Origin of the sequence: Salinibaculum sp. SYNS191, assembly GCF_037338445.1 — an archaeon.
GTDB classification, from domain to species: Archaea; Halobacteriota; Halobacteria; order Halobacteriales; family Haloarculaceae; genus Salinibaculum; species Salinibaculum marinum.
The window spans coordinates 2,264,858-2,277,270 of the sequence record NZ_CP147838.1 but is presented as its reverse complement, the minus strand read 5'-3'; the positions used below and the strand labels follow the sequence as shown (position 1 = coordinate 2,277,270).

Annotated in this window: 14 protein-coding genes and 1 tRNA gene; 9 read left to right on the top strand and 6 right to left on the bottom strand. The window is 68.4% G+C overall.

The window, feature by feature from the left end:
• Window positions 1-189: 189 nt before the first annotated feature.
• From WDJ57_RS12215 to WDJ57_RS12185, 7 genes are all read left to right on the top strand, one after another.
• A tRNA-Gln gene (locus WDJ57_RS12215) sits at window positions 190-262 on the top strand.
• Between the two features lie 310 nt (window positions 263-572).
• On the top strand, window positions 573-854 hold the full coding sequence (locus WDJ57_RS12210; protein ID WP_338901097.1) for a hypothetical protein: 282 nt from the start codon (window positions 573-575) through the stop codon (window positions 852-854).
• A gap of 2 nt (window positions 855-856) precedes the next feature.
• Window positions 857-1,978, top strand: a complete 1,122-nt coding sequence (locus WDJ57_RS12205; RefSeq protein WP_338901096.1) for a succinylglutamate desuccinylase/aspartoacylase family protein — start codon at window positions 857-859, stop codon at window positions 1,976-1,978.
• Between the two features lie 124 nt (window positions 1,979-2,102).
• Window positions 2,103-3,113: an AI-2E family transporter gene (locus tag WDJ57_RS12200; RefSeq protein WP_338901095.1), complete on the top strand. Its 1,011-nt coding sequence runs from the start codon at window positions 2,103-2,105 to the stop codon at window positions 3,111-3,113.
• A 163-nt stretch (window positions 3,114-3,276) separates the two neighbouring features.
• Entirely contained in the window at window positions 3,277-3,477 is a 201-nt protein-coding gene (locus tag WDJ57_RS12195; protein ID WP_338901094.1) for a hypothetical protein, read from the top strand.
• Window positions 3,478-3,483: 6 nt separating this feature from the next.
• Complete coding sequence (locus WDJ57_RS12190; protein WP_338901093.1) at window positions 3,484-4,365, top strand: bile acid:sodium symporter family protein; 882 nt, start codon at window positions 3,484-3,486, stop codon at window positions 4,363-4,365.
• A 97-nt stretch (window positions 4,366-4,462) separates the two neighbouring features.
• Complete coding sequence (locus tag WDJ57_RS12185; protein WP_338901092.1) at window positions 4,463-5,410, top strand: bile acid:sodium symporter family protein; 948 nt, start codon at window positions 4,463-4,465, stop codon at window positions 5,408-5,410.
• A gap of 27 nt (window positions 5,411-5,437) precedes the next feature.
• On the opposite strand, the gene WDJ57_RS12180 is transcribed toward WDJ57_RS12185, so the two are convergent.
• From WDJ57_RS12180 to WDJ57_RS12160, 5 genes are all read right to left on the bottom strand, one after another.
• Window positions 5,438-7,024 (bottom strand): ABC1 kinase family protein, encoded by a 1,587-nt coding sequence (locus tag WDJ57_RS12180; RefSeq protein ID WP_338901091.1) that lies wholly within the window; start codon window positions 7,022-7,024, stop codon window positions 5,438-5,440.
• A 75-nt stretch (window positions 7,025-7,099) separates the two neighbouring features.
• On the bottom strand, window positions 7,100-7,474 hold the full coding sequence (locus tag WDJ57_RS12175) for a cupin domain-containing protein (RefSeq protein WP_338901090.1): 375 nt from the start codon (window positions 7,472-7,474) through the stop codon (window positions 7,100-7,102).
• 219 nt (window positions 7,475-7,693) lie between these two features.
• The gene (locus tag WDJ57_RS12170; RefSeq protein ID WP_338901089.1) at window positions 7,694-8,341 is read right to left on the bottom strand and encodes a phospholipase D-like domain-containing protein; all 648 of its coding nucleotides are present in this window, start codon (window positions 8,339-8,341) and stop codon (window positions 7,694-7,696) included.
• 153 nt (window positions 8,342-8,494) lie between these two features.
• On the bottom strand, window positions 8,495-9,304 hold the full coding sequence (locus WDJ57_RS12165) for a metallophosphoesterase (RefSeq protein ID WP_338901088.1): 810 nt from the start codon (window positions 9,302-9,304) through the stop codon (window positions 8,495-8,497).
• Window positions 9,305-9,457: 153 nt separating this feature from the next.
• On the bottom strand, window positions 9,458-9,916 hold the full coding sequence (locus WDJ57_RS12160; protein ID WP_338901087.1) for a GIY-YIG nuclease family protein: 459 nt from the start codon (window positions 9,914-9,916) through the stop codon (window positions 9,458-9,460).
• Between the two features lie 87 nt (window positions 9,917-10,003).
• On the opposite strand from WDJ57_RS12160, the gene WDJ57_RS12155 reads away from it, so the two are divergent.
• Window positions 10,004-10,387 carry a universal stress protein gene (locus WDJ57_RS12155; RefSeq protein WP_338901086.1) on the top strand — a complete coding sequence of 128 codons (384 nt, stop codon included), beginning with the start codon at window positions 10,004-10,006 and terminating at the stop codon, window positions 10,385-10,387.
• Between the two features lie 40 nt (window positions 10,388-10,427).
• Window positions 10,428-11,945 (top strand): hypothetical protein, encoded by a 1,518-nt coding sequence (locus tag WDJ57_RS12150; protein WP_338901085.1) that lies wholly within the window; start codon window positions 10,428-10,430, stop codon window positions 11,943-11,945.
• Here the strand turns inward: WDJ57_RS12150 and WDJ57_RS12145 are convergent.
• Entirely contained in the window at window positions 11,942-12,412 is a 471-nt protein-coding gene (locus tag WDJ57_RS12145; protein WP_338901084.1) for a TIGR00725 family protein, read from the bottom strand. The two genes, WDJ57_RS12150 and WDJ57_RS12145, sit on opposite strands and share 4 nt — an antisense overlap.
• Window position 12,413: the final 1 nt, after the last annotated feature.

Genomic DNA, 12,413 nt, shown 5'->3' with positions numbered 1-12,413 from the left:
GGGCGGACGCAGAAAAAGCGTTGTGCGGCCTGGCGCAGCCGATACCAGAGGAGGAGTGCGCTGCCCGGGCGAGGACGACACAGCGCCGCGAAGAAGCCGGAAGGAACCGGCTGCAGCCCCGTAGAAACCGACTACCGTCGACCACTTACGACACTCATAAGTAGGCCGGCGTGTAACCGACGAGTGCACAGTCCATTGGGGTAGCGGCCAATCCTGAAGCCTTCTGGGGGCTTCGACCCTGGTTCGAATCCAGGATGGACTATTCTACGAGGAACCGACACGACGAGTGCATTGTCCGTCACAGGTACGTCACCCCCAGCCTCGCACAGCGGGTCCACCGCGCGCCCGGTCAGCCACGTCCGACGACGCCTCCACAGGGTAATACAGCGTTACCGTCGCCGTTTCTGCTCCGCCACAGCGAGTCGCGTCCGTTACCGCCCGGGACGGCCGACCACGGTCGTTGGTTCGATAAGCCGACGCAAAGGGACACTTGAGAGTGAATAACCAAATCGCGGTCTGCTGTACTGTACCACACGCCAGACGGACGGTCTACGGCCCTCTCAAGGAGTGTCATGCCTGCGGAGGGTATCCCGCACGTCGGCAAGCGCGAGAACCGCGAATCCATGCCAGAACAGATATTTCACGGCCGAATCGGCCGTCCGGACGACGAATCGGAATCCTCGATGCGTCCAGTGCTGACCGGCGTCTTCGCCGGGTCGAGCGGCGGGAGCGACAGCGTCGACACCACCCGCGACCGCGCGCCGTTCGCGGTCGCGCGGGTGACCGTCGACGTCGACGGTGAGCAGAACGTCCACGAGGAACCAGCGACGAACCGCACGGTGGCGCGGGAATGACGATGAGTTCAGAACACGACGAACCGCAGCCGTTCCGGTACGACGCGGAGGTCGACCCCGGCGAAACCCGGCACATCCAGTACGAGGTCGGCGAGACGTACCTCGGCCGCCCGGTCGAAATCCCGGTCACCATCATCAACGGCGAACACGCTGGCCCCCGCCTGTGCCTGAGTGCGGCCATGCACGGCGACGAGGTCAACGGCGTCAAGGTGCTCCAGGAGGTCGCCGACCGATACGAACCGGCTGATCTCCACGGCGCAATCGTCTGTCTCCACGTCGTGAACGTGCCCGGGTTCATCGCCCAGCAGCGCTACCTCCCCATCTACGACCAGGACCTCAACCGGTCGTTCCCCGGGACCAGCAGCGGGTCGACCGCCTCGCGCATGGCCCGGGTCATCTGGGACCGCTTCGTCAGCAAGTGCGACATGGGCCTCGACTTCCACACCTCGACGCGCAACCGGATGACCGTCTTCCACGGCCGGGCCGACATGGAGGACGAGGGCATCCAGCGACTCGTCGAGGCGGCGGGCATCCCGCTCGTCATCTCGGGCGAGGGGAGTTCCGGGATGTTGCGCCGGGTGGCGACCGAGAAGGGAACGCCCATCGTCACCGTCGAGATGGGCGAGGCGAATCGCTTCCAGCCGATGCTCATCGACCTGGGCCTCCAGGCCGTCGAGAACGTGCTCGCGGCCCACGAGATGCACCCCGAGGCGACGCCGCGCCGTACCGAGTTCCAGAAAGTTCTCACCAGCGAGGACCAGAAGAAGTGGATTCGGGCCGAAAACGGTGGCCTCGTGGAGATGAAGTGGGGGCCGCTGCCCATCGTCGACGAGGGCGAGACCATCTGCGTCATCAGCGACCACTTCAAGACCGAGGAACACGTCGTCACCGCGCCCTTCGACGGGTTGCTCGTCGGCCTCCTAGCGAACCCGCGCGTGCTGCCGGGCCATCCCCTCGTCCACCTCGTCGAGATCGACGACGAGGACCGCGAACACGTCCGCCAGGCCTACGAGGACGTCGGATTCGCGAGACACGGCATCTTCCACTGGATGGGCAAGATGGGCGAACGGATGGCCGAGTCCGTCCGTGACCGTCAACTGAACAGGGGAGCGGACAACCGCTGACCAACCGACCGAACCGATGACCAACACCGAACCGGAGACCGGCTCGCTCGCCGACGATGGGTTGGCTCACCCACGGCGACGACCCGGCCGGCGAGGACGGCCGTAGGAGCGAGGGGCACCTGCTATGCTCGGCGACGACCACTCCTCGACCACCTTCCTCAGGATGCTCCTCCTGGTGGTCGGGGCGCTATCTGTCGTCCTCGTGTTGCCGTTCCTGCAGTTCGTCCTGGCGGCAGGACTGCTGGCGTACCTCGTCGAGCCAGTGAGCAAGCGCCTCTCGCGGCGACTGGGGCCGACCGTCGGCGCCGTCCTGACGATGGTCGCGACGGGTGCCGTCGTCCTGGTTCCCCTGCTCCTCATCGTCGGCGTCGCGGTCGAGCAAGCCGTGTCGCTGGTTCAGGGGTTCGAACGACCTGACTTCGGGGCCCTGGAGACCCTCGCCCAGGAGTGGGTCGGGGTCGACGTCGACCTTCCGGCACTGGTCGGGCCGCTGGCCGGGGCTGTCGAGACGGGAGTCGGCGGTCTCGTGGGGGGCATCGTCGGAGCGCTCGGCGCCATCCCCGCGTTCCTCGTCGGGGTCTTCATCTTCCTGTTTTCGTTCTTCTATCTCCTGCGGGACGGCGACCACCTGGTCGCCTGGCTCCGGGCGGCGGCCCCGCTCGACCGGACGGCGACGGACGAACTGTTCGGCCGGACCGACGACCTGCTGTGGGCGGCGGTGGTCGGCAACGTCATCGTCGCCGGGGTACAGGCGATACTGACGGTCCTGGGCTTTCTCGTCCTCGGGTTCGACAACATCGTCTTCTGGGGCGTCGTCACGTTCGGCCTGTCGCTACTGCCGATAATCGGCGCGTCCGTGGTCTGGATTCCCGCGATGGTCTATCTCTTCGCCGTGGGCCGCGTCACGGCGGCGGCGGGCCTGCTGGTGTACGGGAGTGTCATCATCAGCGGGTCGGACAACATCGTCCGTCCGCTGGCGATGCAACGCGGTGCGCGGCTCAACCCCGGCCTGCTCGTGCTCGGTATCTTCGGCGGCGTCGCCGTGTTCGGATTCCTCGGACTCTTCGTCGGCCCCGTGCTCATCGGCCTCTCGAAGGAACTCGTCGAACTGCTTGTCGAAGAGCGGGGGCCGTGACTGCCGGGGAGGCGTTCCCATCATCGAAGCGTCAGGTAACGCGACCGTAGCACTGGCGGTGTGCGGCCTACCGAAAATTGGTGACAAATAACAATGCCTGCAGCGGCCGATGGATAGGCGTCTGCGGGAGGGCTGACAGCGGAAAGGGACCGGAACCCAGACTATGGCAATCACGAACATCAATCCCGACATCGAACTCGTCGTCCACGCCCAGCACGCGAACGCGAGTGACCCCGACGCGGCGGCGAACTGGCTCCCGGCACCCGGGGGTAATTTTCGCTTTCCACCCCGGGCCTCCGGCCCGCACTGGTCGCTCGTCGCCGGTGTCGACGCCGTGCCGCAAGTCGTCTCCGTGGGGGAGTGACCGACGATGGCCGTCGTCCTCGAATCGCTCGCCACGCTGTCGGTGCTGGTCTTCGTCGTGACCAGCATGCTGGCGATGGGGCTGAGCCTCACCGTCGGGCAGATTATCGAGCCGTTGCGGAACCTCCGGCTGGTGGCGAAAGCCCTGGTCGCCAACTTCGTCCTCGTGCCGCTGCTCGCGTACGGGATTCTGCTGGTCATCCCGCTCACCGATGCGCAGTCCATCGGGCTAATCCTGCTGGCGACGGCCGCTGGCGCACCGTTCCTGCCGAAACTCGTCGAGATGGCGAAGTCAGACGTTGCCTTCGGGGTGGGACTGATGGTGCTGCTGATGGTCGTAACGGTGGCCTACGTGCCGGTGGTACTCCCGTTCCTCCTGCCGGGCGTGCAGGTGAGTCCGCTGGAAATCGCCAGTTCGCTCGTCGTCCTGATGCTCGTGCCGCTGGCAATCGGCCTGTTCGTGAAGGCCCGCTACGGCGACACGGCCGCGACCTGGCAACCGACGGTGAATCAGATTTCCTCGACCGCGCTGGTGTTCCTGGTGGTGCTCATGCTGGTTCTCAACTTCCAGACGCTGATAAGCGTCGTCGGGACCGGCGCGCTCCTCGCGTTCGCGGTGCTCATCGTCGGGTCGCTGGTCCTCGGGTGGGTGCTTGGCGGTCCCGGAACCGACACCAGACCGGTACTCGGGCTCGGAACCGCCCAGCGGAACGTCTCGGCGGCGCTCGTCGTCGGCGCGGCGAACTTCGACGACCCGAACGTCGTCGTGATGCTCGTCGTGGGCGCGACGCTGATGGGACTGCTCATCGTCGTCGCCGGCGAACTCGGGAAACGCAGCCAGCGGCCCGAGGCCGTCCCGAGCGCCGAGGAGGCGACCTATGACGACTGACGGGTCCGTGCCGGAGTGCTGTCGGGAGACGCGACGCGTCACTGCCATACCAGTCTGCAACTGCACGACGTCGACTCACGCCGGGCGGTGAGCACCCGTGCAGGCGGGCGTGGTCGACGTCGATGCGGTGCTCACCGCGCTCACCAGCCTCCAGGGGACCCTCGTGGCCGTCTCCCTGGTCGCCATGATGGCCGCGATGGGGACCCAGTTGACGCAGGGGGACGTCCGCAGGACCATCCGCGAGTCGAACCTCGTCGCGCGGTGGATTCTCGCGAACCTGCTCGCTGTCCCGCTGTTCGCGGTCCTGCTGGGGATCCTGTTCAACCTCCCGGACCCGAGTCTCGTCGCCCTCCTCCTCGTCGCCATCGCTCCGGGTGCGCCCTTCATCCCGCAGTTCGCCGCCCTGGCGGGCGAGAACTCCCACGAGGCCGTCCGTCTGACCGCCGCCCTGACCCTCGTCGCCACGCTGACCGTGCCGTTGCTGGTCGCCGCCGCACTGACCGTCCTCCAGATCGAACTCGTGTTCCCGGCGTGGCGGTTCATCGTCCCGTTGCTGGTCGTGCTCGTGATACCGCTCGTCGCCGGCGCCCTCGTGCGAAGTCGGCGACCGGCGCTGGCGAACGCGCTCCGGAAGCGGCTCGTCATCCTGGCGAACGCGGCGTTGCTCGTGGCGCTGGCTATCGTGGCGTTCCTGGACCTCGGCAGGACAGTGCGCGTGTTCACGGGGCTGGCCGGGACCGGGATACTGCTGGTGATGGCGCTTTTCGTGTTCGCGTCCATCGAAATCGGGTGGCTCATCGGCGGTCCGACGGCGCAGAACCGGCGCCTACTCGCGCTCGGGACGGCCGGCCGCAACGTGAACATCGCGCTGTTCATCGCGACGGGTGCGTTCCCCGGGTCGAACGCGGACGAGACCATCCTCGCGTTCACGACGATTATGATCGGCACCTCGTTGCTCGCCGCCCTCTACTGGCGGCGAAGTCCACTGACGGGCGGGTCCCCGCGGGACGAGCGCAAGCAGGACAGCGAGACGGGACAGCAGTGAGGAGTAGGGGGCGGCGACGACCCGTTCTCAGCCCGCGCGGCGTGCGTTCCGGACGGAAAGCAAAAACAGGACCGTCATGAACGTCGCGATGGCGTAGCCGATGGCCCCGAAGACGGGGCTGGTGTCGGTGAGAATCGACGAGCCGACGACCCAGGCGGCGGTGATGATGGCGTACGCGAGCACCCGCCCGATGGCGACGAGCGGGGCCTGGAGGTCCAGCCCCTGGATGGAGAGTTCGCCGCGGGCGAGCTGGTCGAGCACCGTCTCCAGCGCCGCCGGGAGCCTGACGGCGGACTGCGCCGAGGCGAGCGCATCGTCCCGTAGCTCCCGCGTGAGTCCCTCGACGCCCCGCCCCAGGTAGCCGTGGGCCGCGAGAAACTCCCGCGCGGCGGCGATGAAGTCGAACTCCGGGTCTATCTGGCGCAGCGTCCCCTCGCCGACGGTCCCGACGCGGATGACCAGCATGAGGTCCGGCGGGATGCGAAACGGGAACGACTGGAGCACCGCCATCGCCTCCTCGATGATGTCGCGCCAGTCGGTGACCCCGCGGCCCTCCAGGTCCGCGATGACGAGCCGGAGGACGTAGGCGATCGACGCGCGGTCGACGGCGGGGTCGAGCGCCCCGAGGTCGATCAGCGTGTCGATGATCGTGTCGACGTCCCGCCGGACGGCGGCGAGATAGAGGTCGAGAATCGCCTCCTGCATCTCGGGGGTGAACCGGCCGGTCATCCCGAAGTCGTAGATGACGACCCGGCCGCGCCGGTCCAGGCCGAGGTTCCCCGGGTGCGGGTCGCCGTGGAAGAGCCCGTGGTCGATACCCATCGTGAAGTAGGCGTTCGCCACCTTCCGGGCGGCGTCTTTCGGGTCGAACCCGGCACGCCGGAGCGCCTCCGTGTCGGTAATCTTGGTGCTCTCGACGAACGTCATCGCGAGGACGCTCTCCGAGGAGACGGCGGGAATCCGGCGCGGCGTCACGACGGTCTCGTCGTCCGCGAAGTTCTCGCGTATCTCCGCCATCACCCGCCCCTCCCGCTCGAAGTCGAGTTCTTCGAGGATGATGGTCTGGAAGTCGTCGGCCAGGTTCCGCAGCGAGAATCGGTGCCGTCGCGGGGCGAACCTCGCGATGACGGGGATGAGCCGGTCGAGCACCCGGAGGTCGGTCTCGACTAAGTCCACGACGCCCGGCCGGCGAACCTTGACCGCGACGCGCTGGCCGCGATAGCGCGCCTCGTACACCTGTGCGAGCGAGCCGCCGGCGACCGGGTCCGTGTCGAACCGCTCGAACTCGTCCAGGTCCAGCCCCGGGACGGCCGCCGGGTCCATCTCGCCGAACGGTCCCGGCGGGATTGCGTCCTGGAGCATCGCGAACTCCTCGGCGTAGACGGGCGGAACGATGTCGGGCCGCGTCGAGAGGACCTGCCCGATTTTGACGAACGTCGGTCCGAGGTCGAGCAGTGTCTGGCGCACGTCCTGGGCCCGTGCTCGTTGCTCGGACTCCGTGACGGTTCGCGACCCGCCGACGACGAGGAACCGACGGCGGTCTCGCAGGGCCGTGAGGACGAACGGGAGGAACTCGCGGACGACGCGCACGAGTCGCACGGGATATCGGGCCATTCGAACCGTGACGATACCGCGACCCGTTCGACAAAAAGAAGGTGGACCTTACCGGCCTCCCCACCAGGGCGGGCGCTACCCGGGGATGCCGCCCGAGAACTCGGGACCGGGGGTAGACACGCGAAGGCCGACACACGGTCGGTCGCCGGGGTTCTCGCTGTAGTGTGACTCCCCGGCGTCGATGCGCATCGAATCGCTGGTCGACAGCTCGACCGAGGCGTCCTCGGTGTGCAAGACGAGTTCGCCCTCGAAGACGATGACGACCTGCGCCGTGTCGTGCGAGCGCGGGTCCGAGGTGTGACCCGGGGGCGCTTCGAACGGGTCGACGGATATCGCATCGGTCGCCAGGAGGTGCTCGTCGACGACGTGGGTCATGTACGCCTGCCGTGCACCCTCCGTCGACGGCGCGATTGCCTGCCACGCGCAGTCGGGGTACGGACACTGTTTCATTGCCTTGGTCTGCGCAACACGGCGGGTAATATGAGCGTTCCGTTCGCCCGGTTGGGACCACTGGACGGCAGAGCGGTGCGTCGGTTGGCCGGGCTTACGGCCGTCACGCGCAGTCGGTGAGCGGCGGGGCGACCACGAGCGGCAATCGCTCACCCGGTAAGCTGTCACAGCGTGAAGACAGGCCCGGCTTTCCAGGGTAAGGACTCGCCCGGCGGGTGGCTACGAGTCGTCCTCTAGAGACAGAGGCGCGTCGATTGAGGGCTGGCGACGGCCGAAGGGGAGCGCCCCGCGAATCATCGTCGGCAGGTTGATGCGGCCCTTGGAGCCCCAGGTGTCGAGCGTCCGGCGGAGACGGACCCGCCGCGAGAGGTCGCGAGCGGTGACCGGGGTGGACTCCCCGACGAACGCGACCATCCAGCGGAGGTAGTCCTGGTATATCCGGTCGTCGCTGTCGTCCGGGGCGTAGTAGAAGGCCAGTTCGAGGTTCTTCCCGAGGCCGTCCCAGGTCAGGTTCGCCGACCCCATGACCAGCGCCGGCTCCGGGCCGTCGCGGAGGTAGAGCTTCGGGTGGATGAACCCGTCACGGTAGGTCAGAAGGCGGATGCGGTCGGCCTGCTCGTGCTCCCAGAGGGCGTTCGCCACCAGGCGGGAGAACTGGTCGGCACCCGTCGAGACGACGACCACGAGTCGGTTCTCCGGATTCCGGTAGAGAAACTCCGTGAGCGGGTCCCGGAGCGCGAGGTAGCCGGACCAGGTGAGATACCCAGTCGCCAGGTAGACGGTCCCGTCCGCCTCGAACAGGCGGGAGACCGCGTCGGCGACGAGCCGTTCGGTGAGGCGGTTATCGAAGAGTTCGTGTTCGACCATCGAGTGACACTTCGTACTCCGTTGTCCCCTAGCGTACGTCCAGCCGACAGTTAACCATGTCGTCGGTCGAACCGGCGCGACCGCTGGATGGCTGTAGCGTCGCGGGCCGGAGACGTCGGTGACCGGCCGGCGGGAACGGGGAGTGCGACCGGGTCAGTCGTCGGCCGGGACGGCGGCCGCAGCGCCCGCGTTGACGGGTTCGTCGGGGCCGGAGACGACGTGTCGGTAGAGGGCAATCGCGCCGTCGTCGATGACGAGGTAGGTGTTGGAGTCGGGGGCGCTCGCCTTCCACGTGCCCGGGTTCGCCACGGCGTTGTCCGGCCGGACGTACGGCCGGTGGGTGTGGCCGTAGACGAGTTTGTCCTCCGGGACGGCGTCGAGGTAGGCGTGAGCGCGGCGCTCGCGGCGCGGATACACCTCACCGTCGTCGTCGCCCGACAAGACGCTCGTCCGCGCTCGCTTGAGGCGGCGTTTCTGCGTCTGGACCAGTTCGCGCCCCCAGGCGACCACCGGGTCCTTCAGACCCCTCGTCGGGTCGATGTCGCCCCGGTCGCCCGGCCCGGAGAGGTGCTTCGAGAGCGCGTCCGACTGGAAGCGGTCGAACGCTTCCCCGTGGCAGAATCGGATGTCGTGGTCGCCGCTCCCGAGGACGAGTTCGTTCCGGAACTCGACGTCGTACAGCGTCCGGTCGAGATGGCGGAGATGGGTGTCGTGGTTGCCGAAGACGAAGTGAACCGGGACCTCGCTCGCCAGGCGTTTGAGGTGGGTAATCGTCTCGCTCGTCTCCCAGGCCACGCCGAAGGGGTCCCGGCGGATGAGGTCCCAGACGTCGCCCAGCAGGACCAGGTGGTCCACCGAGTGCTGGTTCCGGGACTGTGCCTGGAGGAAGCTATTGAAGGCGTCGACGTCCGCGTGTTCGGAGCCCAGGTGAACGTCGCCGGCGACGAGAATGCGCCCCGTCATCGGCTGTCACCCGCTGTCAGTATCGTCACGTGTTCGGCTGAACGGATAGACACACTAGCCGACCGTCGATAAAATACCTTTCCAGTCCGGGCGACGTCCGTGGCGGCCGAGTCACTGGGGCGCGCCGGGGAGTTCTGACGACCGGCCCGGCGGTCAGCCGCGGGACCGGCACTCGCCGTCGGTGCCGCGGAAGGACAGGTGGGCGCGGCGGACGGAGTCGAGCAGGTGAGCGCGCTGTGGCGCGTAGTGGAGGTGCGAGCCACAGTCGCAGTCCGAAGCGCCAAAGGCCGCGACGGGGTCGCCGTCGACGGCGGCCGCGACGGCACACTCGATGTCGGCACCGCGGGAGTCGACGACCGTGTCGATGTCCGCGGCCGGGTGTCCGAGCAGGTAATCGACGTGCCAGTGACGGGTGTCGCGCTCGCCGGCGGCCAGTTCCCGGTGGCGGTCGACCCGCGAGAAGCCGCCGGGGCCGAGCGCGCTCCCCGTGTAGGCGTACCACCCCGGGTCGAACGAACGCTCGCCGAGGGCACCCACCTCGACGGTCGCCGGTTCCAGCACCTCCACCAGGAGCGTGTACGTGCCACCGACCGCCACGGTATCGCCTGTCACTATCGGAACGTAACCGAGTGCGCACATAGATGTTTGGATACCGTTCCGGTGGAAAGGCGTATCCAGCCGGTACGCGAACGGGGAGCTATGACGCACGTGCTCGTGGCCGCGGCGTCGGTCCACACGACAGCGGCGGCCTGTGACTACCTCCAGGGGCGACTCGGCGGCGACGACAGGGTGACGGTGCTCGCGGTGGCCGAGCCAGGACTCGACGCGCGGGACCCGGGCGACGCGACGAACGTCGCGCGGACGCGGCTGGTGACCCCGGCCGTCGAGACGCTGGTCCGCGAGGGCGAGCCCGCGTCGACGATTCGGGCGGTCGCTGCCGAGCGCGACGTCGACGAGGTACTCGTCGGCCCACGGCGCGGCGACCCGGAGAGCAGCGGCGACCCGCCGGGGGAGACGGTGCGGGCGCTGCTGGCCGCGGGCGAGTGGCCGGTCGTCGTCGTGCCGCTCCCGGCGCTGTCGTGAGCGGGGCTTTGAAATCGGTGGGTGGCGAAGAGGGGCGTACATGTCGGGGTCGGAACTCGCCGCGCGGGTCAGGGAGCTGCTGTCGGTCGACGCCGAGACGTTCCGCGAGGAAGCACGGGCGGAGGCCGAGGACCTCAAAGCGGAGGTCAAGTCGGGGACGTTCGACAACACGCAGGCGCTGGTCGGCCTGGAACTGGAACTGTACGGCGTCGACAGCCGGACCGACAGCCTCCGGCGGATGCCCCGGAGCCTGCTCGAACTCATCGGCTTCGAGAAGGAACTGGGGCTGCACAACGCCGAGTTGCAGACGAGCCCGGAGCCGCTGACCCGCTACGGCCTCGTCGCACAGGAGAAGGAGTTGCAGGCCCACGTCGCGCCGGCCCAGGAGAAGACCGACGCCGAGGACCTCCAGCTTGTCGCGGACGGGATGTGGACCGTGCCGCCGACCGGCGAGACTGCCAGCGAGTACCTCACCGACTCCATCGAGCAGGACGGCATCCGCATCGGGACCAACATGAGCGACGCGGTGCGGTACCACGCGATGGCGAACACCGACTACCCCTCGCGGCTGGCGCTGGACGCCCCACACGTCAGCCTCCAGGCCGACACGGTGATGCCCGAGAGCCTCATCACGTCCATCCAGCCCCACTACCAGGTGCCCCACGCGCCGGACCTGCCGGAGTACTTCCGGTACGCCCTGCGCGTGGCCGGGCCGTTGCTGGCGCTGGGGGTCAACTCCCCCTTCTTCCCGCCGGACCTCTACGACGACGCGCCGGACAGCGAGATTCTCGCCGACGCACACATGGAGAACCGCATCGGCGTCTTCGAGTCGGTGCTGAACCCGCCGCCCGGCCATCCGGAGGAGCCGAAGGTGTGTTTCCCGCCCGACTTCGAGACCGTCGACGACGCCATCGACGCCATCGCGAACGACCGCACCATCGTCCCGATGGAGGTGGCGACGGGGACCCGCTTCGACGACCGCTTCGCGCACTTCCGGCACAAGCACGGCAGTTACTGGCGGTGGGTGCGGCCGGTCTTCGACGGTGCCAGCCGCTCCGGCGCGAACGCGCGCATCGAGTTCCGCCCGCTGCCGGCCCAGCCGACCATCCGGGACTGCATCGCCTTCGAGGCCGTCTTCGCCGGCCTGATGGAGAGTCTGCCCCGGCGGGAACACCCCGTCCGGACGCTCGACTGGGAGACGGCGGAGGACAACTTCTACGCGGCCGCCCGCGACGGCCTCCAGGCCGACATCGACTGGGTGACCCGCGACGGGGCCCGGACGACAGTTATCGACGAAATCTGTGGCGAACTGTTCGAGTTCGCCCGCGACGGGCTGGAGCTGCGGGGCCTCTCGACGGAGCAGGCCCGCGAGTACATCCGCCCGCTCAGGGAACGGCTCGACCGCCGGACGACCCCCGCCCGCTGGAAGCACGACCACGTCGCGGCGAGCGTCGAGGCCGGCGTCCCGCTCCCGGAAGCCATCTGGGGAATGCAGGCCGAGTACATCGACCGACAGGACGGCACCCTCATCGAGGGGTCGTTCGCGGACTGGGTCTAGTTTCCTTCGACGGCAGATTCGACGTATTCGACGGCCGCAGCCGGCGTCTCGACGTGCTCGATGCCGTCCACGCCCTCGACGCGGTGGGTTCCCAGCCCCGCAATCGGCCGACCGAAGTCGAGCGCGTGGCCGAGTTCGGAGAGCGTTCCGGGACCACCGTCGACGGCGATGGCGGCGTCGCCGTTCATGACCACGAGCGGATTGCGGGCGTTGCCGAGCCCCGTCGTGACGACGGTGTCGACGTACTCGTTCGCCCCGCTCCGTCGGGTCCCGGGAAGGATGCCGATGCTGTGGCCGTCGCGCTCGCTCGCGCCGCGGCAGACGGCCGCCATGACGCCGCCGCGGCCGCCGCAGACGACCGTGTGGCCGCCGTCGGCGAGCAGTCGCCCCACCTCGCGGGCGGTCCGGTACTCCTCGTCGGTGACCGTCGACCCGCCGATGACGCTCACGCGGAGTCCGCTGTCCATG